This is a genomic window from Ottowia sp. (assembly GCF_016703145.1).
Taxonomy (GTDB): domain Bacteria; phylum Pseudomonadota; class Gammaproteobacteria; order Burkholderiales; family Burkholderiaceae_C; genus Ottowia.
On sequence record NZ_JADJCO010000005.1, the window covers coordinates 350,532 to 375,671 of the forward strand.

20 protein-coding genes are annotated in these 25,140 nt (G+C 73.0%); 11 read left to right on the forward strand and 9 right to left on the reverse strand.

What is annotated here, in order from left to right:
- The first annotated feature begins 172 nt into the window (after positions 1–172).
- Positions 173–568 (forward strand): hypothetical protein, encoded by a 396-nt coding sequence (locus IPG65_RS14800; RefSeq protein WP_293191219.1) that lies wholly within the window; start codon positions 173–175, stop codon positions 566–568.
- Between the two features lie 86 nt (positions 569–654).
- Here the strand turns inward: IPG65_RS14800 and gorA are convergent, their stop codons facing one another.
- Positions 655–2,040: a glutathione-disulfide reductase gene (gene gorA, locus IPG65_RS14805; protein WP_293191222.1), complete on the reverse strand. Its 1,386-nt coding sequence runs from the start codon at positions 2,038–2,040 to the stop codon at positions 655–657.
- Between the two features lie 92 nt (positions 2,041–2,132).
- Between gorA and IPG65_RS14810 the strand changes: the two genes are divergently transcribed.
- Positions 2,133–2,714, forward strand: a complete 582-nt coding sequence (locus IPG65_RS14810; RefSeq protein ID WP_293191224.1) for a Uma2 family endonuclease — start codon at positions 2,133–2,135, stop codon at positions 2,712–2,714.
- Positions 2,715–2,738: 24 nt separating this feature from the next.
- Here IPG65_RS14810 and pbpC read toward each other — a convergent pair whose 3' ends face one another.
- The 6 genes from pbpC to IPG65_RS14840 form a co-directional block, all read right to left on the reverse strand.
- On the reverse strand, positions 2,739–4,970 hold the full coding sequence (gene pbpC / locus IPG65_RS14815; RefSeq protein WP_293191226.1) for a penicillin-binding protein 1C: 2,232 nt from the start codon (positions 4,968–4,970) through the stop codon (positions 2,739–2,741).
- Between the two features lie 56 nt (positions 4,971–5,026).
- Complete coding sequence (locus IPG65_RS14820; RefSeq protein WP_293191228.1) at positions 5,027–5,386, reverse strand: DUF305 domain-containing protein; 360 nt, start codon at positions 5,384–5,386, stop codon at positions 5,027–5,029.
- A gap of 89 nt (positions 5,387–5,475) precedes the next feature.
- A complete protein-coding gene (locus IPG65_RS14825) occupies positions 5,476–11,448 on the reverse strand; it encodes an MG2 domain-containing protein (protein WP_293191231.1) in 5,973 nt (1,990 codons plus the stop codon).
- A 105-nt stretch (positions 11,449–11,553) separates the two neighbouring features.
- On the reverse strand, positions 11,554–12,519 hold the full coding sequence (locus IPG65_RS14830) for a tripartite tricarboxylate transporter substrate binding protein (protein WP_293191234.1): 966 nt from the start codon (positions 12,517–12,519) through the stop codon (positions 11,554–11,556).
- A gap of 38 nt (positions 12,520–12,557) precedes the next feature.
- Positions 12,558–12,929 carry a hypothetical protein gene (locus tag IPG65_RS14835; RefSeq protein ID WP_293191237.1) on the reverse strand — a complete coding sequence of 124 codons (372 nt, stop codon included), beginning with the start codon at positions 12,927–12,929 and terminating at the stop codon, positions 12,558–12,560.
- Positions 12,926–14,323, reverse strand: a complete 1,398-nt coding sequence (locus IPG65_RS14840) for an acyclic terpene utilization AtuA family protein (protein WP_293191240.1) — start codon at positions 14,321–14,323, stop codon at positions 12,926–12,928. Before IPG65_RS14840 ends, IPG65_RS14835 begins: the two co-directional genes overlap by 4 nt.
- 73 nt (positions 14,324–14,396) lie before the next feature.
- On the opposite strand from IPG65_RS14840, the gene IPG65_RS14845 reads away from it, so the two are divergent.
- Entirely contained in the window at positions 14,397–15,299 is a 903-nt protein-coding gene (locus IPG65_RS14845; protein ID WP_293191242.1) for a LysR family transcriptional regulator, read from the forward strand.
- A 59-nt stretch (positions 15,300–15,358) separates the two neighbouring features.
- Here the strand turns inward: IPG65_RS14845 and argH are convergent, their stop codons facing one another.
- Complete coding sequence (argH, locus tag IPG65_RS14850) at positions 15,359–16,798, reverse strand: argininosuccinate lyase (protein WP_293191245.1); 1,440 nt, start codon at positions 16,796–16,798, stop codon at positions 15,359–15,361.
- Positions 16,799–16,893: 95 nt separating this feature from the next.
- On the opposite strand from argH, the gene IPG65_RS14855 reads away from it, so the two are divergent.
- The 8 genes from IPG65_RS14855 (at position 16,894) to IPG65_RS14890 (ending at position 23,413) form a co-directional block, all read left to right on the forward strand.
- Positions 16,894–17,949, forward strand: coding sequence for a histidine kinase (locus tag IPG65_RS14855; protein WP_293191247.1), 1,056 nt, complete (start codon positions 16,894–16,896; stop codon positions 17,947–17,949).
- The gene (locus tag IPG65_RS14860) at positions 17,946–18,689 is read left to right on the forward strand and encodes a LytTR family DNA-binding domain-containing protein (protein ID WP_293191249.1); all 744 of its coding nucleotides are present in this window, start codon (positions 17,946–17,948) and stop codon (positions 18,687–18,689) included. Before IPG65_RS14855 ends, IPG65_RS14860 begins: the two co-directional genes overlap by 4 nt.
- A 76-nt stretch (positions 18,690–18,765) precedes the next feature.
- Complete coding sequence (locus IPG65_RS14865; RefSeq protein WP_293191251.1) at positions 18,766–19,056, forward strand: CopG family ribbon-helix-helix protein; 291 nt, start codon at positions 18,766–18,768, stop codon at positions 19,054–19,056.
- Positions 19,044–19,334, forward strand: coding sequence for a type II toxin-antitoxin system RelE/ParE family toxin (locus tag IPG65_RS14870; RefSeq protein ID WP_293191253.1), 291 nt, complete (start codon positions 19,044–19,046; stop codon positions 19,332–19,334). Before IPG65_RS14865 ends, IPG65_RS14870 begins: the two co-directional genes overlap by 13 nt.
- 29 nt (positions 19,335–19,363) lie before the next feature.
- Positions 19,364–20,269, forward strand: coding sequence for a hydroxymethylbilane synthase (gene hemC / locus IPG65_RS14875; protein ID WP_293191255.1), 906 nt, complete (start codon positions 19,364–19,366; stop codon positions 20,267–20,269).
- Positions 20,270–20,273: 4 nt separating this feature from the next.
- Positions 20,274–21,065, forward strand: coding sequence for a uroporphyrinogen-III synthase (locus IPG65_RS14880; protein ID WP_293191257.1), 792 nt, complete (start codon positions 20,274–20,276; stop codon positions 21,063–21,065).
- Entirely contained in the window at positions 21,062–22,129 is a 1,068-nt protein-coding gene (locus IPG65_RS14885; RefSeq protein ID WP_293191259.1) for a uroporphyrinogen-III C-methyltransferase, read from the forward strand. The genes IPG65_RS14880 and IPG65_RS14885 overlap by 4 nt, the downstream gene beginning before the upstream one ends.
- A gap of 6 nt (positions 22,130–22,135) precedes the next feature.
- Positions 22,136–23,413 carry a heme biosynthesis HemY N-terminal domain-containing protein gene (locus IPG65_RS14890; RefSeq protein ID WP_293191261.1) on the forward strand — a complete coding sequence of 426 codons (1,278 nt, stop codon included), beginning with the start codon at positions 22,136–22,138 and terminating at the stop codon, positions 23,411–23,413.
- A 104-nt stretch (positions 23,414–23,517) separates the two neighbouring features.
- On the opposite strand, the gene IPG65_RS14895 is transcribed toward IPG65_RS14890, so the two are convergent.
- Positions 23,518–25,128 (reverse strand): IPTL-CTERM sorting domain-containing protein, encoded by a 1,611-nt coding sequence (locus IPG65_RS14895; RefSeq protein ID WP_293191264.1) that lies wholly within the window; start codon positions 25,126–25,128, stop codon positions 23,518–23,520.
- Between the last annotated feature and the right edge of the window lie 12 nt (positions 25,129–25,140).

A 25,140-nucleotide genomic window follows, 5' to 3' on the forward strand; every position in this document is an offset into this window, starting at 1 on the left:
TCCCCCGCGAAGGCCGCCACTCGGCGTTGCAAATGCTCGCCGTAGCCCGCGCTACGGCTGTGCTTTGCGCCTTGATGGGCGACCTTTGCGGGGGCTGCTCGACCACGCTCAATTCCCTCTCAGCCTCTGAGGTAAAAATGAACTCCCCGCCGCCTGAGCGATCAGAGCCTGCATGAGCGACATGTCCTACGGTTCCCTGCCACCTCCGCGCACGTCTTCGAGCAGCACGCTGGAGCGCCTGTTCAGCCGCCTGATGGGCTGGCTGGTCTGGGCCATGCTGGCGGCGCTGGGGCTGGTCTTCGTGGCCAGCCTGCTGGTTTGGCTGGCGGTGATGGTGACGGTCAGCCTGGTGTCCAGCCTGATCACCGGCCGGCCGGCGGCGGTGACGCTGCTGTGGCGCCGCTACCGCGAGATGGCGCGCCAGCGCTGGCCGCGGCGTCCGTCCGCCGACGCCTCCGCCACCCCGCGCGCCGACGCCGCGCAGGCCACCGGCGCTTCAACGCCCAGCGCCGTGCAGGATGTGGCCTGGCGCGATGTGCCGGCCCAGGGCGGGCCGCGCAGCGACTGATTCCGCAGCTGCGGGTTCATCAAATTTGATAGCTGACAGCGCAATATCCACGCGGGTTGAAGGTCAATCAGGCTTGTAACCTGCGTTCAGTGCCGCGTTACCTCGCGCAAGGTCACGAACTCTTCCGCGCTGGTCGGGTGGATGCCCACGGTGGCGTCGAACTGCGCCTTGGTCGCGCCGCACTTCAGCGCCACCGCGAAGCCCTGGACGATCTCGCCCGCGTCGGCGCCCACCATGTGCAAGCCGACCACGCGGTCGCTGGCGGCGTCCACCACCAGCTTGACCAGGGTGCGCTCGCCGCTGCCCGACAGCGTGTGCTTCAGCGGCTTGAAGTCGCCGCGGAAGACGCGGATGGCGCCGTACCGCTCGCGCGCCGCTTCCTCGCTCAGGCCCACGGTGCCGATGGGCGGGTGAGTGAACACGGCGGTGGGGATGCCGGCGTAGTCCATGGTGCGCGCCGGCTGGCCGGGCGCGGGACCGAAGAGGTGATCGACCAGCGCCATCGCCTCGGCCAGCGCCACGGGGGTCAGCTCCAGCCGGCCGACCACGTCGCCCAGCGCGTACACGCCCGGCACGCTGGTGGCGAAGTGCTCGCTGACCTCGATGGCGCCGTCCTTCGACTGCTTCACGCCCACGGTGTCCAGGCCCAGGCCGTCGGTGTTGGGGCGGCGGCCGGTGGCGTAGAGCACCACGTCGGCCTCGGCCACGCCGCCGTCCTTCAGGTGCACGCGGCGCGCCTGGCCCGCGGCCTCGATGCGGGCCACGTCGGTGTTCAGGCGCAGGGCGATGCCGGCCTTGCGCATCTCCTCGGCGGCGAAGGCGCGCACCTCGTCGTCGAAACCGCGCAGGATCTGCCCGCCCCGGTAGACCAGGGTGACCTCGGCGCCCAGGCCGTGGAAGATGCTGGCCATCTCGCAGCCGATGTAGCCGCCGCCGACCACCACCAGCCGGCGCGGGAAGGCGGGCAGGTCGAACATGTCGTTGGAGGTGACGGCCAGCTCGCTGCCCGGAACAGGGGGAACGACGGGCGTGCCGCCGGTGGCGATCAGCACGTGGCGGGCGGTGTGGCGCGCGCGGCCGCCGCCGTCCGCCGCGACCTCGACGGTGTGCGCGTCGACCAGGCGCGCGCGGCCGTGCAGGCGCCGCACCTTCGCGCTGGTCATCAGCCCTTCGTAGATGCCGTTCAAGCGCGCGATCTCCTGCGCGCGGCGGGCCTTGAGCACGGCCCAGTCCAGCGTGGGCGTGGCAGGCAGTTGCCAGCCGTAGCCGCGCGATTCGGCGAAAGCCTCGGCGTAGTGGGCGCCGTAGCTGTAGAGCTTCTTGGGGATGCAGCCCACGTTGACGCAGGTGCCGCCCATGGGGCCGCTTTCGGCCAGCGCCACGCGCGCGCCGCGTTGCGCGGCCATGCGCGCGGCGCGCACGCCGCCGGAGCCGCCGCCGATGACGAAGAGGTCGAGTTCGAAGTCGGGCATGGGCGAATGTCGCTGGTGGGTTGCGGAGATGCGGCCAAGTGTAGGCGCGGGCGTGCGCGGACAATGGCCGCATCCGCTTTTGGAGCACCGCGATGGCACGCGCACCGGCCCAGCCCTACCTGACCGCCGCCGACCATCTGGACTGGGAGCAAACCCAGGTCGAGCGCCACGAATACATCGATGGCGAGGTGTTCGCCATGGCCGGCGCCGAGGACGCGCACGTGACCGTGGTGGTCAACCTCACCGCCGCCTTGCACCGGCACGTGCGCGGCACGCCATGCAAGACCTACGTGAGTGACATGCGCCTGCACGTGGCGGCCTCCAACGCCTACTTCTACCCCGACGTGATGGTCACCCGCGACGGCGGCGACCCTGCGAGCCGGCTGTCCAAATCGGCCTCCGTGCTGGTGGTCGAGGTGCTGTCGCCCAGTACGGCCCACTGCGACACGGGCGTCAAGTTCGCCCACTACCGCCACATCGCCAGCTTGCGTGAATACGTGCTCATCGACATCGACCGGCGCAGCGCCGACGTGTACCGCAAGGGCGCCGATGGCCTGTGGGTGCTGCACCCGTTCAGCGACGCCCAGGCCGTCGAACTGGCGAGTGTCGATCTGACACTGCCCGCCGCCGAGCTGTTCGCCGACCTGGAGGACGGCGGCGCGGCCGCGCAATGACGCGGCCAGGCCAGCGCGTGCCGTTCAGCGCGCCGCCACCCCTGCCTTGGCCACCGCGCCGCGCACCTCGATGCGGCGCTCGTCCTGCACCGCGCCGCGCGCGTCGCGCAACTGCACCACGTGGCGGCCGGGCCAGGGCAGCCACTGGGCGCTGGGGCCGCGGCCGATCTCGCGCGCGCCGATCCACCAGCGCAGCGCGCGCGGGGCGGCGGTGCCGGCTTCGGCCAGCAGAGTCAGGCGCTGGCGCGCGGGCGGGATGTCGGGGTCGAGCGCCAGGATGGTGCCGTCCTCGGGCGCGGTGATGCGGGCCGGCACGCTGGGCCCGGGTTTCGAGCCATTTTGGGCCTGGGCCGGCGTGAACATTGCGCTGCCAGCTTCTGAATCGATAGCAAACACAGCCTGCGCCGTGCCGGGCAGGAACCATTCCTGGCGCGCCGCCTCGAGCTGTCCGCCAAAGCGCACGGCGGCCTGGATCAGCCCGGCGGGCGGGCGTGGCGGGGGCGAGGGCGTGGCCGCGTGCAGGTGGCGCATCAGCGCGGCCCACACGGGCGCGGCGCCGCTGGTGCCGCTCACGTCCCACATGGCGGCGCCGCTGGCGTTGCCGACCCACACGCCGACGGTGTAGCGCGCCGACCAGCCGACGGCCCAGTTGTCGCGCATGTCCTTGCTGGTGCCGGTCTTGACGGCGGTCCAGAAGCGCGTGGCCAGGATGGAATCGGTGCCGAAGGTGCGGGCGCGGGCGTTGGCGTCGCTCAGGATGTCGCCGACGATGAAGGCGGCGCCGGCGTCCAGCGCGTCGCGGCCGGGCGGCTGGCCGATGGCGCCGTGGCGCCCGCCGTTGGCCAGCGCGCGGTAGGCGTTGGCCAGTTGCCCCAGCGTGACCTCGGCGCTGCCCAGCGCCAGGCTGTAGCCGTGGTAGTCGCCGCTCTCGCGCAGCGCGATGCCCAGCTCACCCAGTTGCCGGTGGAAGGCGCGCGGCGAGACCATGACCAGGGTGCGCACGGCCGGCACGTTGAGCGAGGCCGCCAGGGCCGTGCGGGCCGACACCCAGCCCTTGAAGTGGCGGTCGTAGTTCTGCGGGATGTAGAGGCCGCTGGCGGTCTGCAGGTGCGCGGGCGAGTCGTCGAGCAGCGAGGCGGCGGTGAGCCGCCGCTGGGCGATGGCCTGCGCGTACAGGAAGGGCTTGAGCGTGCTGCCGGGCTGGCGCGGCGCGGCAGCGCCATCGACCTCGGCGGCGCTGCTCAGGGTGCCGGTGGAGCCGACCCAGGCCAGCACCTCGCCGCTGGCGTTGTCGAGCACGACGACGGCGCCGTCCTCGACGTGGCGCCCGCGGAGTTCCTTCACCTGCTGCTGCAGGGTCTGCAGCGCCAGGCGCTGCAGCCGGGCGTCGAGCGTGCTGCGCAGCACGGCGGGCGCGGGCTGGCCGGCGGGCCGCGCGGCCAGCAGGCGGCGGGCGTGGTGCGGGGCGATGCCCTCGGCGGCGGGCCAGGCGCGGCGGGCCAGGGCGGCCTCGGCCAGCATGTCCAGCGCGTCGCAATCGGCCTCGCCGGAAGGGCCGCGCATCGCCTGCAGCACGCCGCAGGCGCGCCGGGCGACCAGGGCGGGGCGGGCGTTGGGGGCGCGCACCAGGGCGGCGGCGAGGGCGGCCTCGGTGTCGCGCAGGCCGTGCGGGGCCTTGCCGAACAGGGTGCGCGAGAGCGCGTCGATGCCCACCAGCTCGCCGCGGAAGGGCACGAGGTTGAGGTAGGCCTCCAGGATCTGGTCCTTGCGCCAGGTGGCTTCGAGCCGCGTGGCCATGACGGCCTGGCCGATTTTCTGGCGCAGGCTGCGCCCGCCTTGTCCCAGGCGCAAATCCTCGTCGAGCAGGCCGGCGAGCTGCATGGTCAGCGTGGAGGCGCCGCGCGTGCGCGTGTTCCACAGGTTGGCCCAGGCGGCGGCGGAGACGGCGCGCCAGTCGACGCCGGCGTGCTGGTAGAAGCGGCGGTCCTCCGACAGCACCAGGGCCTGGCGCAGCGCGGGCGAGACGTCGGCCAGCGGCACCCAGGCGCCGCGCCGCGCGCTGGGGTCGGTGCGCAGGCGCTGCAGCGGCTCGCCGTGGCGGTCGAGCACCACGATGTCGGACGGGCGGTGCTCGCGGCGCAGGTCATCGAAGCCCTGGGCGCGCGCCGCGCCGTGCGCCAGCAGGGCGCTCAGCAGCACCAGCACCGCCAGCCGGGTGGCAGGGCGCAAGGGGCGGTTTACAAGTGAAATTGGCATTCAGCCCGCATGCAGCATGCGCTGAAAGCTATCGATAAGTGAGCTATTGGAAGGTTTCAGCGCTTGGCGTCCATCTGCCTGAGCCACTCGCGCATCTGCGCGATCTCCTTGGTCTGCGCGTCGATGACGTCCTGCGCCAGTTGGCGCACCTTGGGGTCCTTGCCGTGCTGCAGGGCGACCCGCGCCATGTCGATGGCGCCCTGGTGGTGCGGGATCATGCCGGCCAGGAAGTCGCGGTCGGCGTCGCCGCTGTGGGGGATCGCCATGCCCTGGTGCATCCTGGCGTTGGCGGCCTCGTAGGCGGCGGTGGAGGGCGACGAGGCGGCGGGCGCGGCGCTGCCGTGGTGCTCGTGCTGCGCCAGCGCGGGCAGCGCGGCGACGGCGAGGAACAGGGGGGCGAGGCGGGCGAGGGTCATGGCGGAGTCGTCCTTGCAAGCAGAAAAAGAAAAGGTGAGCGGGCGGCGCGCAGCCGCCCCGGGGATGGAGCGCGCGGCGCGCCGAAGGTTCAGGGCATCTTCACGCCGATGCGCGCGTTGGGCGCCTCGCCGAACATCTCCGGCGCGTACAGCGCCTCGACGCGGCTGGGCGGCAGCTGGAAGCTGCCGGCGTTGTTCAGGCGCACGGTGTAGTCCATCTTCACGGTGCCTTTCGGCACGTATTCGTGGTAGCTGCGGAAGGCCTCGAAGCTGCGCTCCTCGAACGCCGGCCAGCCAGGGCCGCCGCGCTGCTCGCCCTGGGTGGCGATGGCTGAATCGCGCCCCAGACCGCTGCCCAGGATGGTGGCGCCAGCGGGGATGGGGTCGGTGATGGCGACCCAGGTCATGTCGGCGCTGCCGGTGACCTCCAGCGTGATGCGCAGCACGTCGCCGCGCGTGTACTGGCCGGCGGGCAGGCCCTTGTTGGCCTGCTCGACGGGGGTGATGGTCTTCCTGATCTGGTAGCCGGCGGCAAACGGCGCCTTCAGCTCCACCGCCGCCAGCGACTGCAGCGTCAGCCAGGGCTTGCCGCTGCCCGCGTGGGTGACGGTGAGCGGCAGCACCGCGCCCGGCACCGCGCTGCCCCAGGGCAGCGCCATGGTGTTGCCGGTGAGCTGGCCGGGCGCGGCGGGCACGCCGAAGAAGCGGCCGGCGGCGGTGGGCTCGCCGGCCTTCAGCCGCGTGACCTGGGCCCAATCGACCTGCGCCGTGGCGGTGCCCAGCGCGGCGCGCGTGGTGCCGGCCACGGGCGCGGCCTCGTGCTGGCGCGAGAACTGCTCCAGCGCCAGCCCGCCCCACAGGTTGGCGGTGGTGGTGCTCCAGGCGCCGCCCTTCTGCCGGCCGATGAAGCCGGCCACCAGCCGGCCCAGGTCGTCTTTCCAGGCCGCGTCGTCCATCACCGCCAGCAGCAGGCGCGCGGCGTTGACGTCGCCGCCGGCCATCAGCCACCACCAGTGGTCGTCCTGCTCGGTGCTGAAGACCAGGCGCGTGCCCTGGGCGGACAGGCGCGCGCGCAGAATCTGCGTGGCCTCGGCCAGCCGGCGCGGCTGGTCGGGGATGCCCTTGACGCGCCGCAGCACGTTCACCCAGTCGATCAGCGCGTGGGTCGGCCACTGGTTGGGCGCCACCGTCAGGCTGCTCAGCATGCCGGGCTGGGCGGCGCCGTGGCGCGACAGCGCCTCGATGGCGGCGAGCTTGCGCACGTCCAGGTCGGCGCGCGGCGACCAGTGCTTGCGCTCCAGCTTGCCGTCCACGAAGGCGGCCAGGCCGGCCAGCATGCGCCGCAGCGGCTCGTCCGGCAGGCGGTACACGGGATTGATGCGGCCGGCTTCGTGCGTGGCCGCCAGCAGCCAGGCGGTGAGGGTGTCGCTGCCCCGGTCGGCGTCGCCCGCGCGCGGCGGGAAGTAGCTGGCCAGCCCGTCGCCGTCCAGGTAGGCCGGCAGTTGCGCCACGGTCTGCTGCCACAGCTTCTCGTCGCGCAGGCCGATGGCCTTGCTGGCCTTCTGCTCCAGGCAGGCGTAGGGGTAGCGCGCGAACCAGTCGCGCACGCCGGGCAGGCCCCCAGCCAGCCTCGGCTGCAGGGCCAGTCGCAGGCCGCCGCGGCCGGGCAGGGCGTCGGCCGGCGGCGCCACGTCCAGCGTGTAGGAGCCGTCGAGCTGCACCAGGGTGGCCTGCTGCACCGTCAGCGGCACGGCGGGTACGATGCGCTGGCTGACCTTGAGCGCGTCGCGCGCGCCACCGCCCGCATCGCGCGCCTCGATCTCCCACAGCAGCGCCTCGGCGCGCGTGGCGGCGAGTTGCGGCGGCGCGGTCACGTCCCAGTGCACCTCGCGCGCCTCGCCGGCGGGGATGTCCACCGTCTGCGGCGGCAGCTCCAGCAGCGTGGCGCGCGGCTTGACTTCCACCTTCATCGCCTTGCCCGTGGTGTTGCGCAGCGTGAGCTGGGCGCGGAACTGGTCGCCCTCGCGCACCAGCGGCGGCAGGCCGCTGATGATCTGCAGGTCCTGCGTGGCGCGGATGGTGGTCTGGCCAGTGCCGAACAGGCCGGTGCCCGCGTCGGCCACGGCGACGATCTGGAAGGTGGTGAGCGCGTCGTTCAGCGGCACCTCGACGCGGGCCTGGCCTCGCGCGTCGAGCTGCACGCGGGGCTGCCACAGCAGCAGCGTGTCGAGCAGCTCGCGCGTGGGGCTGGCGCCGCCGTCGCCGCCGGCGGGCACCGCCTTGCGGCCGTAGTGGCGGCGGCCGATGATTTCCATCTGCGCCGTGGCCGTCTCCACGCCCCAGGCGCGGCGGGCCAGCATGGCGTCCAGCAGGCGCCAGCTGCGGTTGGGCATCAGCTCCAGCAGGGCCTGGTCCACGGCGGCCAGCGCGACCTCGGCGTTGGCGGCGGGCTGGCCGTCGGGGCGCTTGACGGTGACGGTGACCCGGGCCTTGCCGCGCACGGGGTAGGTCGGCTGGTCGGCTTTCACCTCCACGGCCAGCTCGTGCGCCCCGGTGCCCACGCGCAGCCCGGCCATGCCGAGGCGGAAGGCGGGCTTGCTCAGGTCCACCAGCGGCGTGGGCAAGGCGTAGTCCTTGCTGTCGTGCCAGAACGCCTGCCACCACTCGCGCGGCGCCTTGTAGCCCCAGGTGAAGAAGCTGTACCACGGCACGTCGAACAGCCGGCCGCGCAGCGCCAGCACGCTGACGTAGACGTTGGGGCCCCAGCCTTCCTGGATCTTCAGGCTGACGGTGGGGTCGTCGCCGCGCAGCTGCACCACTTCGGTGTGGAGGATGCCCTCGCGCTCCACCGCGACCAGGGCGGTGGCGCGGCGGAAGGGCATGCGCACCTGCAGGCGCGCGGTCTCGCCGGCCTGGTAGGCCTTCTTCTCGGGCAGCACGTCGATGCGATCGTGGTTCTCGCCGCCGAACCACAGCTCGCCCTGGCGCGTGACCCACACCGAGGTGGCGGCCACCGACGCGCGCCCCTGGTCGTCGCGCGCGGAGGCGACCAACTCGATCTCGCCGGCCTGGGCCAGCTTCGCGTCGCACGCCAGCAGGCCGCGCGCGTCGCTCGTGCCGGTGCAGACGGTGCCCAGGTCCTGGGTCTCGGTGCGGCTGTCGTAGGCGTAGAAGCCGCCCACCATGCGCTTGCGGCTGGTGGTGGTGGTGCGCGCGATGGCCCGCACGTCGAGCGGCACGCCGGCCCTGGGCTGGCCCGCCAGGTCCAGCGCCAGCACCTGCAGCCGTGCCGTCTGGCCGGCCGACACCCAGCCCTCGGCCCGGATGCCGGCCACCACGGCGGCGGGCCACAGCGTGGCGCTTCCGCGCAGGGTCTGGACCTCGCCGCCGGGGTCGGCGTAGGTGGCCTCGATGACCAGCTCGCGCGGCTGGGGCGAGGGTTCGATGGCGTCGATGACCACCTGGCCCAGCCCGTCGCGGCCCAGGGTGGCGGGCAGCTTGTCGGCGACCACTTGCGTGTCGTCCCGCGCGGCGGCTTCTTCCTCGCCCGCATAGCTGGTATCGGGGCCGTCCTGGCGCGGGCGCGGGCGCGGGGCGCTGAAGCTGAACTCGCCGTGGTCGGCGTAGTCCGGCGTCTTGCCGCGCGTCAATGCCGACACGCGCACCGGCAGGTTGCCCGCCGGCCCGCCGCCGACGTAGCCGACCTGCACCTGCACCGGTACGCGGGTGGCGCCCACCAGCGGGCCGGTGTCCTGCGGGCCGACGCGGCCCTGCAGCACCGGCAGGCGGAACTCCTCGACGCGGAACTGGCCGCTGTCCAGGCTCAGCTGCCCGTCCTCGCCGCCGGTCGCGCGCAGCGTGACCTGGTACACGCCCAGCTTGGCTGCCTGGGGGATGGCGAAGGCGCTTTCGGCGCTGCGCCCGCCGGTGGCGGTGGCGCGCCAGACCAGCGGCTGCGTGTATTCCTGCCCGCTGCCCACGTGCGTGACGACCAGCGTGGCCGGGTTGGCCTTGGGCAGGCCGAAGCCGGCGCCGGTCTCGGTGCGCAGCAGGTGCTTCATCGACACCGTCTCGCCCGCGCGCAGCAGGGTGCGGTCGAACACCGTGTGGGCGCGCACGTCCGGCGCGGCCTCGCGGCTGGTGGGCGCGTTGAAGCGCCAGGGCTCGATGCCGCGCTGCCACGACGACCAGGTGAAGGCCATGTCCTGCACGCCGCCGGCCTGCGCGCGAGCGCTGACGAAGTACGCCTGCTGGAAGTCGCCCAGCCAGTCATCGTCGCCCGCGCAGTTGGGCGCCTGCGGCGAAATGCCCTTGAAGGCGGCGATGCCCCGCGCGTCGGTGGTGGCGGTGGCCACGGGCTTGCCGGCGCAGTCGGACACGCGCACCGTGGCACCCTCGACCGGCTGGCCCTTGTCCAGCGTCGTGACCCAGGCCAGCGCGCCCTCGCGCCCCAGCTTGAAGTGAACGCCCAGGTTGGTGACCAGGGCCGAGGTGCGCACCACCATCGTCCGGTGGGCGCCGTACTTGCCGTCCAGCAGCGACTGGCCCAGCCGCTGCGAGGCCAGTTCCAGCACGTGGAAGCCCGGCGCCAGCGGGATGCCCACCACCTCGAACGGCCGCTCGCCGCCGCCGGGCGGGGGCGGCAGGTCGATCGTCTTCACGTCCTGCCGGCCGGCCAGCAGCGACAGCGTGCGCGACTCCACGTTGTCCTTGGTCTCGTCGTTGACCGGCGCGGGCAGCGGGCGGCCCAGGTCGGCGGCGGCCTGCTTGCGCGGCACGTAGAAGCCGTCGTAGCGCTGCACGCGCGTGAACCAGGCGATGATGTCGGCGTCGCTTTGCGGCTGCAGTTGGTTGACCTGCATCGCCTGCGCCTTGAGCTGCGGCTCGGTGGTGCGCAGCGTGACGGGCAGCAGCGCTGGGCCGCCGGGCCCTTCGGCGAAGCGCTCGACGATGCCGAAGGGCGCGGCGGCGAACTTGGCCAGCGGCGGCATCGGGCCGGTGGCGATCTGGAGCGGAAAGCTGGCGGCGTTGGCCAGCAGGCGACCGCTGGCGTCGCGCAGGTCGGGCGGCAGGCCGAGGGTGAAGGCGGTGCGTTCGGGCAGGGGGCCGTCGAAGCGCAGCCGCTCCACCAGCGCGTCGGCGTCGGCGCCGTCCTCGATCGACGGCTTGAACTCGGCCTTGTCCGAGCGCAGGCGGATGCCGTCCAGCAGCCGGCGCGGCACCGGGGCGTTGAAGGCCAGCTCGATGGGGCGGATCGGCATGCACGCGGCCTGCGCGTTCTCGCGCTCGCAACTGGTGCTGGCGGTGAAGGGCTCGCGCACGTGGAAGGCGAAGCGTTGTTCCACCCGGTTGGCCACGCCGCTGGGCGTGGCCACGCCGGCGCCGTAGACGACTTGCACGCGGCTGGCCGCGGTGAAGCGGCGGGCGCATTGCAGGGCGTGGAGACGCAGCGGCGCGCGCGCGGCCTCGCTCTCCAGGTCCAGCGCTTTCAGCAGCCCCGCGCGCGGCTCGCCCTCGACCAGGCGCACCGGCACGCGCTCGCCCAGGCCGTCCACCGCGCACCAGACGTTGGCGCGAACGCTGTCGGCGGTGGCCGCGCCGTTCAGGCGCAAGACGAAGATCTGCTCCTCCTCGATCGGCTGCGACGTGCCCGGCACGACGCGCTGCACGAACGGGCCGCCGGTACTGAATTGATAGCTGGTGGCGCCCGCCAGATCTAAGCCCGAGGCCGATTTGAACCCTGAAACCGCCTGCACCCGACAGCGCACGCCGGGCGGCAGGTCGCTGGTGAAATCGAACACCCATTCGCGTGCGCTGGTCCAGCGGCCCTGGCCGCCGGAAGCCGCCGGGTCGTCGCAGCTCACGGCGAGCGGCGCGGGCGCTTTCGGGTCACCGAAGTTCACCGCGTTCTCGCTGAACTTGGCGACCACCTGCCGCACGCGCGACACCTCGCCTTGCGGGCTGAGCGCCGTGACGGTGAGGGCCTGGGCGCTGGCGGCCAGCATGCCCGCCAGCAGGACGAGGAGACGGGCGGGGCGGCGCGCGGGGGAGGGCGGGGTCATGCTGGGGTTCCCAGGTGGGTGGCGGCCTGGGTAGGGTAGCAAAACCGGGGTGGACGCTGGCCGGCGCCCACCCCCTGGCGCCGGTCATGAATACCCGGACGCGGCCTATTCGGCCTGGATGCCCGCCGCCTTGATGATGCGGCCCCACTTCTGCGACTCGGCGGCCTGGAACTTGGCCAGTTCGTCCGGCGACGACGTGGCCACCTCGGTGCCCGAGGGCTCGTAGAAGGCCTTGCCCGCCGCAGCGCTCCTGGCAGCGGCGGCCAGCAACTCGTTCAGGCGCTTGACCACGGCGGGCGGCGTGCCGGCCGGGGCATAGGCGGCGAACCAGTAGCCCATCTCGTAGCCCTTGACGCCGGCCTCGGCGATGGTGGGCACGTCGGGGGCCAGCGGCGAGCGCTTGGCGCTGGACACGCCCAGGGCGCGCAGCTTGCCGCCCTTGATCTGGGGCAGGCCGGTGGACATGTCGGTGATCATCATGTCGATCTGGCCGCCCAGCAGGTCGGTCAGGGCGCTGGGGTTGCTCTTGTAGGGCGCGTGCAGCAGCTTGATGTCGGCCATTTGCTGCAGCAGCTCGCCGGCGATGCGGCTGGAGGACGAGCCGCTGCCGAAGCTGAGCTTGCCCGGTTCCTTCTTGGCCAGGGCGATGAACTCGCCGACCGTTTTGGCGCCGTGGTCGGCGCGCACCACCATGATCTGGCCGCCCTTGCCCAGCAGGGTCAGGGGCGCGAAGTCCTTCACCGGGTCGTAGGGCAGCTTCTTGTACAGGTGCTCGTTGGCTGCGTGCGTGGTGTTGGTGGTGATCAGCACGGTGTGGCCGTCGGCTGGGGCGCGCGCCACCTGCTGCGCGGCGATGAAGCCGCTGGCGCCGGCCTTGTTGTCCACCACCACCGACTGCTTGGCGTGCGCCGTCACCTCGGCGCCCAGGGCGCGCGCCAGTTGGTCGGTGGCGCTGCCGGCCGCGAACGGCACGACGAAGGTGATGGGCTTGGTGGGAAAGCCTTGCGCCAGCGCGGCGGTGCCGGCGAGGGCGAGGGTGGCGGCCAGGGCCAGGGTGCGGCGACGGATCATGGGGAGTCTCCTTGGTGAAATCGTGGTGCGTGAAAGGGTCAGTCCTGAGCCGGTCCGGCCAGGTGCTGTTGCAAGTCCGCCGGCACCCGGATCGGCAGGCCCAGCAGCAGGTACGAGAGCGACTTGCCGTGCGCGTCGAGGTTGAGCGCGTCGTTGACGCCGCCGTCCAGCACCTCGTCAAGCACGAAGTTCATGGCCGCCAGGCGCGGCAGCAGGTGGCGCTGCACGCGGCTGGGCTGGCGCAGGGCAAAGCGCGCGGCCACCGCCTCGGGCGTGACCTGCTCCACCAGCAGCGGCCACAGCGCGGGGTGCCAGGCGATCACGCTGATGTTGGAGCGGTTGCCCTTGTCGCCGGTGCGGCCGTGGGCGGCGCGGTACAGGGGGACGGTGAGGGTGTCGGCGGTGTTCATGCGGTGGCTCCATGCAGAAGTTCGTGCCGGGTCGGCACGGCTTGGCGCGGCAGCAGGCAACTGATGGTGTTCAGCCGCGCCGTCATGGCGCTGCGCACGCCGCCGCCGCCGGCTGGGCCACAGGTGTAGAGGGCCATCACCTCGCGCGTCAGGCGGTCGGCCTGGGCGCGCTCGGCGTGCGTGGCGGCCACGCGCAGGCGCACGTCCCGCGCGTCGCCGGGGGGCAGTTGGGCCAGCGTGCGGCCGGCGTCGTCGCCGAAGACGCTGAGCACGCCGATCAGATCGACCCGCAGATTCAATCGCGGCAGGCGCTTGCGCAAGGTGTCGGCGGCCAGGCGGGCGCGGGCCTCGGCACGAGGGCCGGCGTAGGAAATCTCGCCCTCGGCCAGCCAGCCGCCCTCGTGGCACAGGTTCACCTTCAGGTCGGCCGGGCGGGGGTGGCCGCGCACGCCCGTCAGGCGCACGCGGTTGGGCGCCAACTGCTCCACCTGCGCCTCGGTGATGTCGGCCATCACGTCGGGCGTCAGGTAGGCGGCGGGGTCGTGCACCTCGTAGAGCAGTTGCTCCTTGACGGTCTGCAAGCTGACCAGGCCGCCGGGGGTGTCGGCCTTGGTGACAGTGCAATGGCCCTCGTGGTCGATCTCGGCGATGGGAAAGCCGATGGACTCCGGCGCCGGCACCTCCTTGTAGCCGGGGTCGGCGAAGTAGCCGCCGCAAACCTGGGCGCCGCATTCCAGCAGGTGGCCCGCCATGGTGGCGCGGGCCAGGCGGTCCCAGTCATCGGCCGCCCAGCCGAAATACGCCATGGCGGGGCCCACCGCCAGCGAGGGGTCGGACACGCGTCCGCACACCACCACCTGCGCGCCGTCGCGCAGCGCGGCGGCGATGGGTTCGGCACCGATGTAGGCGTTGGCGCTGACCACGCGCAGCGCGTCCACTTCGGGCAAGGGCATCTGCGCGCCCAGGCGTTCGCGCAGCAGGTCGCGCTGCGCGGGGCCGGACACGTCGTCGCCGCTCACCGTCGCGATGCGCGGCACCGGCACCCCCAGCTCGCGCGCCATGCGGGCGATGTGGTCGGCGGCGGCCCGCGGGTTGGCGGCGCCGAAGTTGCTGACGATGCGGATCCCCGCGACCAGGGCGCGCGCCAGCACCGGGCGCAGCATGTCGTCCAGCAGCGGCTCGTAGCCGGCGTCGGGGTCGGCGCGGCGGCGCAACTGGGCCAGCGCCAGGGTGCGCTCGGCCAGGGTTTCGAAGATCAGGAACGCCTGCTGGCCGGCCGGGCCGGCGGACAGGCGCGCGATCAAGGTGTCGACCACGGGGCCGGCGGCGTCGGTGCGGTCGCCGGAGAAGCCGGCGGCGCAGCCGATCAATAGAGGTGGGGGGTGGGTAGGCATGGCCCCAATGTAGACGCTGGACTTGCATTCGTAAAATCGAAAGTCAGAATCAATTCATCTGGTTATCGAATCAATGCGCCAGCCCGATCTGTCCACGCGCCAGTTGCGCGCCTTTATGCAACTGGCCACCCAGCGCAGCTTCACGCGGGCGGCCGAGGCCTGCCATCTGTCGCAGCCGGCCTTCAGCACCCTGATCCGCGCGCTGGAGGACGGCGTGGGCGGCCGCCTGTTCGACCGCGACACCCGCAGCGTGCGCCTGACGGCCCTGGGCGAGCGCTTCGAGCCCGCCGCGCGGCGCCTGCTGCACGACGCGCGCGACGCGCTGGGCGACTTGGCCGACCACGTGCAGCGGCGCAAGGGCCGCGTGCACGTGGCGGCGCTGCCCTCGCTGGCGGCGGGCTGGCTGCCGGCGCTGCTGTCCGAATTTCGCGTGCGCTACCCGGGGATCGCGCTGCAACTGTCCGACGTGCTGTCCGACCCCTGCGTCGAGCTGGTGCGCGGCGGCCAGGCCGACTTCGCGCTGGCGTCGGGCGCGCTGGGCGGCGCGCGTGCCGAGGGCCTGCAGGTGCGCGTGCTGCGCACCGATGGCTTTCACCTGGTGTGCCCGGCCGGCCACCCGCTGGCGCAGCGCGCGCGGCTCACGCCCAAGGCGCTGGCGGGCTATCCCTTCATCCAGATGGCGCGCGCCACCAGCGTCCGGCAGGCACTGGAGGCGGCGCTGCACCCCCTGGTGCTGGACACGCTGCTGGAGGTGGAGCAGCTCGCCACCGTGCGCGGCATGGTGGAGGCGGGCCTGGGCATCAGCGTGGTGCCCACGCTCACGCTGTACCAGTTCCGTGGCGAGGGCCTGGTGGCGCGCCCGCTGCCCCTGCCGGGCCTGGTGCGGCCCATCGTGCTGGTGCAGCGCGCCGGCACGCTGTCGCCGGCCGCGCAGGCGCTGCGCGATCTGGTGGTGCAGCGGTTTGCGCAGGATTGAGGCGTAGCCAGCGCGGATTCAGCGCCTTCAGCTATGACTAACGTAGCAATTTCACGGCATCAGGCCGTGGCCAGCCGCGCCCGGTGCCGCGCGATTTGCGCGCGCACCTGCGCTGGCGCCGTGCCGCCCAGGGTGTCGCGCGCGTTCAGGCTGCCGCGCAGGCTGAGCACGTCGTACACGTCCTTCTCGATGGCGGGGTGAAAGCCCTGCAGCACCGCCAGCGGCAGCTCGGACAGGTCGCAGGCGTGCTCGGTGGCGGCCTTGACGGCGTGCGCCACGGTTTCGTGCGCGTCGCGGAAGGGCAGGCCCTTCTTCACCAGGTAGTCGGCCAGGTCGGTGGCGGTGGCGTAGCCTTTTAGCGCGGCGGCTTCCATGGCGGGGGCGTTGACGGTGATGCCGCCCTGCTTGGCGCCCGTGGCCGGGTCCACCTGACCACCGATCATTTCGACAAAGATGCGCAGCGTGTCGCGCAGCGTGTCCACGGTGTCGAACAGGGGCTCCTTGTCTTCCTGGTTGTCCTTGTTGTAGGCCAGGGGCTGGCCCTTCATCAGGGTGATCAGGCCCACCAGGTGGCCGACGACGCGGCCGGTCTTGCCGCGCGCCAGCTCGGGCACGTCGGGGTTCTTCTTCTGCGGCATGATCGACGAGCCGGTGGTGAAGCGGTCGGCGATGCGGATGAAGGCGAAGTTCTGGCTCATCCACAAAATCAGCTCCTCACTCAGGCGGCTGATGTGGACCATGCACAGCGATGCGGCGGCAGTGAACTCAATGGCGAAGTCGCGGTCGCTCACCGCGTCCAGGCTGTTCTGGCAGACACCTTCCATGCCCAGCGTGCGCGCCACGCGCTCGCGGTCCAGCGGGTAGCTGGTGCCGGCCAGCGCCGCGCTGCCCAGCGGCAACTGGTTGACGCGGCGGCGCACGTCCTGCATGCGCTGCTCGTCGCGCGCGAACATTTCGACGTAGGCCAGCAGGTGGTGCGCGAAGCTGACGGGCTGCGCCACCTGCAGGTGCGTGAAGCCGGGCAGGATCACCTCGACGTTTTGCTCGGCCACTTCGACCAGGGCGCCCTGCAGTTCGCGCAGCAGGCCGCCGATCAGGTCGATCTCGCCGCGCAGCCACAGGCGGATGTCGGTGGCCACCTGGTCGTTGCGGCTGCGGCCGGTGTGCAGGCGCTTGCCGGCGTCGCCGACGAGCTGCGTCAGGCGTGCCTCGATGTTCAGGTGCACGTCCTCCAGCGCCAGCTTCCAGTCGAAAGCGCCGCTCTCTATTTCGGAGCTGATGGCGCTCATTCCGCGCTGGATGGCGGCGTGATCGTCTTGCGAAATGATGCCCTGCGCCGCCAGCATCTCGGCGTGCGCCAGACTGCCTTCGATGTCGGCCGCGGCCAGGCGCTTGTCGAAGAACACGCTGGCGGTGTAGCGCTGCACCAGCTCGCTCATGGGTTCGGAGAACAGCGCCGACCAGGCCTGGGATTTCTTGTCGAGTTGGTTGGAGGACATGGAAGAGAGGGGACGGTGGGGGTGGCGCCGAAGGCGACGGGCGGCGCGGCGGAGCGGATGAGCGCGCCGGTGGCCGACCTACACTCGGCGGGCACATGGAGGATTCGCAAATTCTATCGACCCTGGCCGAGCAGGCGCGGCCCCCGGTGCCACCGCAGGCCGCGCCGGTGCTGGTGTTCGACGCCTGCCAGGTGGGCGTGATCCTGCGCGCCGTGCTGTACGTCGAGGCCGTGGTCGCGGTGGCGCTGATGTACACGGCCGCCGGCCCGGCTGAGTGGCTGGCGCGCGTGGCGCTGATCACCGGCGGCGCGCTGCCGGCCACGCTGCTGTGGCTGGTGGCCGGCTGCGCGCTGAAGCGCCCCATCGCGCGCCTGCGGCGGCCGGCGCAGGGAGCGGTCGGCATCGGCCTGGGGGCGCTGGCCGGGCTGTACGCCTGCGGCACGCTGACGCTGGTGGAACTGGCCGAGTCGCCGCCCTGGCTGGCCAGCGCCTGCACCGGCGCGCTGCTGGCCTCCGGGCTGGTGGCGGGGCTGATGTGGCGCGTGCGCGGGCGCCTGCCCGCGGCCACGGCGGCGCGGCTGGCCGAGCTGCAGGCGCGCATCCGCCCGCACTTCCTGTTCAACACGCTGAACTCCGCCATCGCCCTGGTGCGCGAGGAGCCGGCCCGGGCCGAGGCGGTGCTGGAGGACCTGTCCGACCTGTTCCGCCAGGCTCTGGCCGAGCGGCAGGACAGCTCCACCGTGGGCCAGGAGATCGCCCTGGCGCGCCGCTACCTGGCCATCGAGCAGGTGCGCTTCGGCCCGCGCCTGCGGGTGGAATGGGTGCTGGACGAGCGCGCCGACGCCGCGCGCCTGCCGTCGCTGATCCTGCAGCCGCTGGTGGAAAATGCCGTCAAGCACGGCGTCGAGCCCAGCGCGCGCGGCGCGCGGTTGCGCATCTCGACCCAGGTGCGTGGGCGGATGGCGCTGGTCAAGGTCACCAACACCGTGCCCGCCGGCCAGGGCGACCCCGGCCACGGCATCGCGCTGGACAACGTGCAGGGCCGCCTGCGCCTGCTGCACGACCTGCAGGGCGGCTTTCGCACCGCGCTGGTCGAGGACGTGTACCAGGCCCGCATCGAGGTGCCGCTGTCCCAGGGGGACGAAACATGACGCTGCGCGTGCTGATCGTGGACGACGAGCCGCTGGCGCGCACGCGCCTGCGCACCCTGCTGGGCGACTGCCGCGCGCCCGCCGCCATCGCCGCTGGCGAGGCCGGCAACGCCGCCCAAGCCATGGCGCTGGCGCGGCACCAGCGCTTCGACGTGGCGCTGCTGGACATCCACATGCCCGGCGCCGACGGCTTGCAACTGGCCGCCGCGCTGCGCCAGGCCGGCGCGCCGCCGCCGCTGGTGGTGTTCGTCACCGCCCACGCCGAGCACGCCGTGCAGGCCTTCGAGGTCGAGGCGGTGGACTACCTGACCAAGCCGGTGCGGCTCGAACGCCTGCAGGCCGCGCTTCAAAAGGCAGAGCGCATGGCTCAGGTGGCACGTGGGCCCGAGGCCGATTTGGCCCAGGAATGGCTGGTGATCGCCGAGCGCGGCCGAACCCTGCGCGTGCCGCTGGCCGAGGTGCTGTACCTGAAGGCCGAGCTGAAGTACGTCACCGTGCGCACGGCCGGCGCCAGCCACCTGCTGGACGGCAGCCTGAGCCAACTCGAAGAGAAGCACGCCGCGCGCTTCTTGCGCATCCACCGCAACGCGCTGGTGGCGCGCCACGCCATCCGCGCCCTGGTGCGCCACCACGACGCCGAGGAGGGCGAGGGTTGGGCCGTGCGGGTGGCCGGCGTGGACGAGGTGCTGGCCGTGTCGCGCCGGCAGACGACGGCGGTGCGCGAGGCGCTGGGAGAGTAGGGCGGCGGGGTGGCGCGCAAGCAAAGCACGCAGGTATGCTAAGGTAATACCTCAAGATACCTTCATGGAGGCCATCATGACCGCTGCCGTCGTTCGTCCCGTAGCCATCAAGATCGACGAGGACATCAAGGCCCGCGTGAAGCGGCTGGCCGAAGCGCGCCACCGCACTGCCCACTGGCTGATGCGCGAGGCGATCACCCAATACGTCGAGCGCGAGGAAAAACGCGAAACGTTTCGCCAGGACACGCTCAAGGCGTGGGAAGAGTTCCGCGCCACTGGATTGCACGTGACCGCCGAGGAAGCCGATGCCTGGCTGGAACAGCTCGAACAAGGCAGCGACGTCGAGCCGCCTGAATGCCACGCCTGATCTGGTCGCGACCGGCGCTGCTCGACGTGCAGCGCCTCTATCGTTTTCTGGTGTCCAGGAATCCCGATGCCGCCAGGCGCGCGGTGAAAGCCATGCGCCACGGGGTGAGGGTGCTCGGCCTCCAACCTGGCGTCGGGCGGCCCATCGACGACATGCCCGACGAGTTCCGGGAGTGGATCATCGACTTCGGGGACAGCGGCTACGTGGCCCGCTACCACATCGATCCGGATGCGGTCACGATCCTCGCCGTGCGGCATCAGAAGGAAGTCGGGTTCTGACGGGCGCCCGGCGGTTACCATCCCCGCCCATGTCTTTCCCCATCACCATCGCCACCCGCGAAAGCCGCCTGGCCCTGTGGCAGGCCGAGCACGTGCAGGCCCTGCTGCGCGCGCGCGGCCACGCCGTCGCGCTGCTGGGCATGACCACGCGCGGCGACCAGATCCTGGACCGCAGCCTCAGCAAGGTCGGCGGCAAGGGCCTGTTCGTGAAGGAGTTGGAAACGGCGCTGGAAGAAGGCCGTGCCGACATCGCCGTGCATTCGCTGAAGGACGTGCCGATGGAGCTGCCGCCCGGCTTCGCCCTGGCCTGCGTGATGGCGCGCGAGGACCCGCGCGACGCCTGGGTGTCGTCCGCCCATGCCAGCCTGGCCGATCTGCCGCCCGGCGCCGTCGTCGGCACCTCCAGCCTGCGGCGCGCGGTGCTGCTGCGCGCGCTGCGGCCGGATGTGCGCATCGAGCCGCTGCGCGGCAACCTCGACACGCGCCTGCGCAAGCTCGACGAAGGGCAGTACGCCGGCCTCGTGCTGGCGGCGGCGGGCCTCAAGCGCCTGGGCCTGGCCGGGCGCATCCGCCACGTCTTCGACACCGACGAGATGCTCCCTGCGGCGGGGCAGGGCGCGCTGGGCATCGAGATCCGGGCCGACCGCGCCGACCTGGCGCAGGCGCTGGCCCCGCTGGCCGACGCAGCCACCAGCCTGGCCGTGGCCGCCGAGCGCGCCGTCAGCCGCGCGCTGGGCGGCAGTTGCTCCATGCCGCTGGCGGCGCACGCCACGCTGCAGGCCGGGCGCCTGCGCCTGCGCGCCGCCTGGGGCGAGCCCGAGGGCCAGGCCCCGCTGGTCACCGCCGAGGCGGCGGCCGACGTGGCCGACGAGGCCGCCGCCACTGCCCTGGGCGAGCAGGTGGCGGCCGAGCTGCGGGCACGCGGCGCGCATTGACCTGATGCCCCCGCCGCGCGTCATCGTCACCCGCCCCGCGCGCGAGGCGGCGCGCTGGGTCGGCGTGTTGGCAGCGCGAGGCCTCGACGCCCTCGCGCTGCCGCTGATCGACATCGTGCCCGAGCCTCGGCGCGGCGCCCTGCTGGAGGCGCGCGCGCGCTTGGCGGACTGGCACGCCGCGATGTTCGTCAGCGGCAACGCCGTGGAAGGTCTTCTTGAGTCGAATCAGACTCAAGCCAGCGTGGATATTACGCTGTCAGCTATTAATACAAGAGCATGGTCGCCCGGCCCCGGCACCACCGCGGCGCTGCTGCAGGCCGGCTGGCCAGCCGGCCGTATCGACGCCCCGGCGCCCGGCGCGCCGCAGTTCGACTCCGAGTCGCTGTGGGCCCAGGTAGCGCCGCAGATCACGCCCGGCGCGCGCGTGCTGATCGTGCGCGGAGGCGATGCCCAGGGCCGCGCCGCCGGCCGCGACTGGCTGGCGGGGCGGATCGCGGCGGCGGGCGGCGCGGTGGACCAGGTCGTCGCCTACCGGCGCGCCGCGCCCGTGCTCGAAGCCGCGCAGCGCGCCCTGGCCGAGGCCGCCGCGCGCGACGGCAGCCTGTGGCTGTTCAGCAGCTCCGAGGCCATCGCCCACCTGCGCGCCGCGCTGCCCCGGCAGGACTGGTCCGGCGCGCGCGCGCTGGCCACGCACCCGCGCATCGCCGAGGCCGCGCGCGCGGCCGGCTTCGGCGCCGTGCGCGAGACGCGGCCGGCGCCAGCCGACGTGGTGGCGTCGATAGAATCGTTCACATGAGCGTCGACCAGCCGTCCGCAACGCCGCCCGCCGCCATGGCGCCGACGCCGCTCCACGCCGCGCCGCGCGCCGGCGCCGGCCCGGGGCTGGTGCTGGCCTGGATCCTGGCCGCCGTCGCGCTCACCACCAGCGTGCTGCTGTGGCAGAAGGTTTCCGGCATGCAGGAGCAACTGGCGCGCCAGAGCGCCGACGCCGGCAGCCGCTCGGTCGAGGCGCGCACCCTCGCGCGACAGGCCGAGGCCGAGGTGCGCGACACCGTCGGCAAGGTGGCCGCGCTGGAAGGCCGCGTCAGCGACCTGGCGGCCTACCGCGCGCAGCTCGAAGACCTGGTGCAGAGCGTGGCCCGCACGCGCGACGAGAACCTGGCGGTCGAGCTGGAAGCGGCGCTGCGTGTGGCGCGCGACCAGGCCCAGCTCACCGGCAGCGTCGAGCCGCTGCTGGCCGCGCTGCGCACCGCGGAGCGCCGCCTGGCGCGCGCCAGCGACCCGCGCCTGGCGCCCGTCGCCCGCGCCGTGGCGCGCGACCTGGAGCGCGTGAAGACCGCCGCCATCCCCGACACCGCCGGCCTGCTGGCCCGCATCGACCAGTTGCTGCGCCAGGTGGACGACCTGCCCGTGGCCAACGACGTGGGCAGCGCCGACGCCGCGCCGCGCGGCGCGCCCGCGCAGGAGGCGCCCGCCACTTGGTGGGAGCGCGTCGGCCACGTCTTCGCCGAGGAGGCGCGCAGCCTGCTGCGCGTCAGCCGCGTCGAGCGGCCCGAGGCCACCCTGCTCAGCCCCGACCAGGCGTTCTTCGTGCGCGAGAACCTCAAGCTGCGGCTGCAGGGCGCGCGCCTGGGGCTGCTGGCGCGCCAGTACGAAGCGGCGCGCGCCGACCTGGCGGCCAGCGCCGCCGCGCTGGGCGCCTGGTTCGACCCCACTTCGCGCCGCACCCAGGCCGCCGCCACGCTGCTGCAGCAGATCCAGGGCGTCACCCGCTCGGCCGATCTGCCGCGCGTGGACGAGACCCTCGTCGCGCTGGGCAGCGCCGTGGCCGCCAGCCAGCGCGCGCCCGCAAGCAAGTAAGCCGCCATGCGCGCCGCACTCTGGCTGATGGGCTTGTTCGCCGGCGCGGTGGCGCTGGCCCTGTTCACCGGCGACAACGACGGCACCGTCACCGTCTTCTGGCCGCCGCACCGCGTCGATCTGTCCGTCAACCTGGTCTTGCTGCTGCTGGCTGGCCTGTTCGCGCTGCTGTACGCGACGCTGCGCACGCTGGCGGCCCTGTTCGAGCTGCCGCGCCAGGCCCGCCGCTGGCGCGCCCAGCAGCGCGAGCGCGCCACCCACGCGCTGCTGCTGGACGCGCTCGCCCAGTTCATGGCCGGCCGCTACCTGCGCGCTCGCAAGGCGGCCGAGAGCGCGGTGGCGCGCGAGCAGGTCCTGGCCGAGAGCGGCGAGGCACCGCCGCACACCGTCGCGCTGCGCGCGCTGGCCCACCTCACCGTGGCCGAGAGCGCCCACGCGCTGCAGGACCAGGCCACGCGCGACGCGCACCTGGCGCATGCGCTCGACGCCGCCGCCCTCGCCGGCGCCCCCGCCGAGCTGCGCGAAGGCGCGCTGCTGCGCGCCGCGCGCTGGGCGCTGAACGAGCGCGACCCCGCCGCCGCGCTGGCCCGTCTGGACGAATTGCCCACCGGCGCCAACCGCCGCACCGCCGCGCTGCGGCTCAAGCTCAAGGCCGCGCGCCAGTCCGGCCGCATCGCCGAGGCCATGGACACCGCGCGCCTGCTGGCCAAGCACCGCGCGTTCTCGCCGCAGGCCGCGCGCAGCCTGATCCGCGGCCTGGCGGCCGACCAGATCGCCGGCGCCCACGACGCGGTGCAACTGCGGCAGGCGTGGGCCGAGCTCGACCCCCGCGAGCGCGCCATGCCCGAACTGGCCCTGCGCGCCGCGCAGCGCTTGCTGGCCCTGGGCGGCGACGCCGCGCTGGTGCGCCAGTGGCTGCTGCCGGTGTGGGACGAGATGCTGGCGCTGCCCGAATCCTTCCTGGACACGCACCGCGCGCGCCTGGTGCGCGTGCTGGAGGTCGTCATGGCCGCCACGGGCGACCCGTCGGACCAGGAATGGCTGGCGCGCATCGAGGCCGCCCAGCAGGCCCACCCGGGCGACGCCACGCTGCAGTATCTGGCCGGCATGGCCTGCCTGCGCCGCGGCCTGTGGGGTCGCGCGCAACTGCTGCTGGGCCAGGCCGCGCGCGCGCTGGAGGACGATGGCCTGCGCCGCAACGCCTGGCGCGCCCTGGCCGGGCTGGCCGAGCAGCGTGGCGACGAAGCGGCGGCGGGGGAGGCGTGGCGGCGGGCGGCGGCTTGATTTTCAAGCCGAATTGGTCTGTGGCCCGCGTGGATATTGTGGCGTAAGCTATCTATTTGATAGCTGACAGCGCTTGATGGGCGCAGACCAGCGTCCTGAAACGCTCAAGCCTCAGGCCTGCCGCGCCGCCGCGGCGCCACGCCCGCCAGCAGCGCGGACAGCAGCACCATCGCCCACGTGCCCAGCGTCGGCACGGGCGTCACGGGGCCGGCCGTCAATGTCCGGATGCCCAAGCCGCCCGGGTCCACGATGCGACCGTTGACCATGTTGTCTTCATCGCCGGCGCCGCCGTCCTGCAAGGTGAACTCCACCGTGATGCCGCCGACCGTGGCCGTGTAAGCAGTCCAGGCGCCATCCTGCAGCTTCCAGTATTGGGCGCTGGCGGGCACGTCGGGGTAGGCCACGGTCATCGTCACCGGGCTCTGGTCGCAATGGCTGAGTTCGAAGCCCAGCAGGCCGTGCGGGAAGCTCAGGCCCGGTGGTGGCGCCGTGGGGCCGCTGGCGGCGGGCTGAGTCAGTTGCACCTGCTGGAAGGTGCAGGCGTCGCCGCCGCCGGTGAAGCTGGCGGTGACCGCGCCCGTGCCGGTGGGTGCGTTGCCGGTGAAGCTGCGCCAAGTGGGCGTGACGGCGTGGGACGAGGTGGAGGCCGGTCCATCGCCCGCACTGGTGGCCGCCACCACGGTGAAGGTGTACGTCTCGCCGTTGGTCAGTCCGGTGACGTCGCAGGTGGTCGCGGTGGCCGGCACGGGGGTGCAAGTCTGGCTGCCGTCTTCCACGGCCTGCACGGCGTAGCCCGTGATGGCGCTGCCGCCGGTGTCGGCGGGCGCCGTCCAGCTCACCGTGGCTTGGCCGGGGCCGCTGAGGGTGACCGTCACGCCCACGGGCGCCCGCGGCGCCACGGCATGGACGGCGAAGGTGTGGCTCACCGGGATGGCTGCCACCCAGTTGGCGTCGCCCGCCTGCGTGGCCTCGATGGCGCAGTCGCCCGCAGCGGTGTAGCTGGCCACGCCTCCGCTCAACGTGCACACGCCGGTGGCGGCGTAGCTCACTGGCAGGCCGGACGATGCTGTGGCCGCCAACGCGAGCGTGGTGCCGAAGTCCTGCGCGCCGGGGTCGGCGAAGGTGATGGTGTTGGGGTTGCCGCCCAGGCCATCAAAGGAGGCCAGGGGCCATCCGCCTCGCACGAGACGGACGTGGTTGTTGAAGGTCTTGCCGTAGGTGAAGATGCTGCCGTCGAAGAAGTTGACACCCAACACGCCGCCGGGGCCGCGCGCAGCAGTGGTGGATGACCAGAAAATTTCACTTTGCTGCGTCCCTGGTGGAAACGCCGCCGTATCCAGGGCAGGGCTGTGGGCGTTGATCTTCACCAGCGATTCCAGCTCCTTCACGTTGGGCACGCGCCAGTCGCTGAACCTCTTGTAGGCGTCGACGTTGGCCTGCCTGGCTTGTGCCAGCGCGGCGGTCCAGGAGCCGGAAAAGGCCGCGCCCGCGCTGCAGGTGTCGCCGGTGAGCCCATAGGTGCATCGGTCCCACACCAGGCCGGTGGCGTCGTCGGTCACGGTGCCATCGCCGTTGTCCATGAAGGCGGCCCACGCGCTGGGCGCGCACAGCGCGACGGCCAGGGCCAGGGTGCGTCTTACGCCTGCGGGCCAGGGCCATGGGAGGGAGGGTAGGCCGGGGCGGTGGCCTTGGGTGCGGGGTGCGGCGGTTTGCATGGGGGTGCTTTC

Bases quoted from the DNA above. Each gene is read 5' to 3' on its own strand.
- IPG65_RS14800 (WP_293191219.1), top strand. From the start codon at position 173: ATGAGCGACATGTCCTACGGTTCCCTGCCACCTCCGCGCACGTCTTCG.
- gorA (WP_293191222.1), bottom strand. From the start codon at position 2,040: ATGCCCGACTTCGAACTCGACCTCTTCGTCATCGGCGGCGGCTCCGGC.
- IPG65_RS14810 (WP_293191224.1), top strand. From the start codon at position 2,133: ATGGCACGCGCACCGGCCCAGCCCTACCTGACCGCCGCCGACCATCTG.
- pbpC (WP_293191226.1), bottom strand. From the start codon at position 4,970: ATGCCAATTTCACTTGTAAACCGCCCCTTGCGCCCTGCCACCCGGCTG.
- IPG65_RS14820 (WP_293191228.1), bottom strand. From the start codon at position 5,386: ATGACCCTCGCCCGCCTCGCCCCCCTGTTCCTCGCCGTCGCCGCGCTG.
- IPG65_RS14825 (WP_293191231.1), bottom strand. From the start codon at position 11,448: ATGACCCCGCCCTCCCCCGCGCGCCGCCCCGCCCGTCTCCTCGTCCTG.
- IPG65_RS14830 (WP_293191234.1), bottom strand. From the start codon at position 12,519: ATGATCCGTCGCCGCACCCTGGCCCTGGCCGCCACCCTCGCCCTCGCC.
- IPG65_RS14835 (WP_293191237.1), bottom strand. From the start codon at position 12,929: ATGAACACCGCCGACACCCTCACCGTCCCCCTGTACCGCGCCGCCCAC.
- IPG65_RS14840 (WP_293191240.1), bottom strand. From the start codon at position 14,323: ATGCCTACCCACCCCCCACCTCTATTGATCGGCTGCGCCGCCGGCTTC.
- IPG65_RS14845 (WP_293191242.1), top strand. From the start codon at position 14,397: ATGCGCCAGCCCGATCTGTCCACGCGCCAGTTGCGCGCCTTTATGCAA.
- argH (WP_293191245.1), bottom strand. From the start codon at position 16,798: ATGTCCTCCAACCAACTCGACAAGAAATCCCAGGCCTGGTCGGCGCTG.
- IPG65_RS14855 (WP_293191247.1), top strand. From the start codon at position 16,894: ATGGAGGATTCGCAAATTCTATCGACCCTGGCCGAGCAGGCGCGGCCC.
- IPG65_RS14860 (WP_293191249.1), top strand. From the start codon at position 17,946: ATGACGCTGCGCGTGCTGATCGTGGACGACGAGCCGCTGGCGCGCACG.
- IPG65_RS14865 (WP_293191251.1), top strand. From the start codon at position 18,766: ATGACCGCTGCCGTCGTTCGTCCCGTAGCCATCAAGATCGACGAGGAC.
- IPG65_RS14870 (WP_293191253.1), top strand. From the start codon at position 19,044: ATGCCACGCCTGATCTGGTCGCGACCGGCGCTGCTCGACGTGCAGCGC.
- hemC (WP_293191255.1), top strand. From the start codon at position 19,364: ATGTCTTTCCCCATCACCATCGCCACCCGCGAAAGCCGCCTGGCCCTG.
- IPG65_RS14880 (WP_293191257.1), top strand. From the start codon at position 20,274: ATGCCCCCGCCGCGCGTCATCGTCACCCGCCCCGCGCGCGAGGCGGCG.
- IPG65_RS14885 (WP_293191259.1), top strand. From the start codon at position 21,062: ATGAGCGTCGACCAGCCGTCCGCAACGCCGCCCGCCGCCATGGCGCCG.
- IPG65_RS14890 (WP_293191261.1), top strand. From the start codon at position 22,136: ATGCGCGCCGCACTCTGGCTGATGGGCTTGTTCGCCGGCGCGGTGGCG.
- IPG65_RS14895 (WP_293191264.1), bottom strand. From the start codon at position 25,128: ATGCAAACCGCCGCACCCCGCACCCAAGGCCACCGCCCCGGCCTACCC.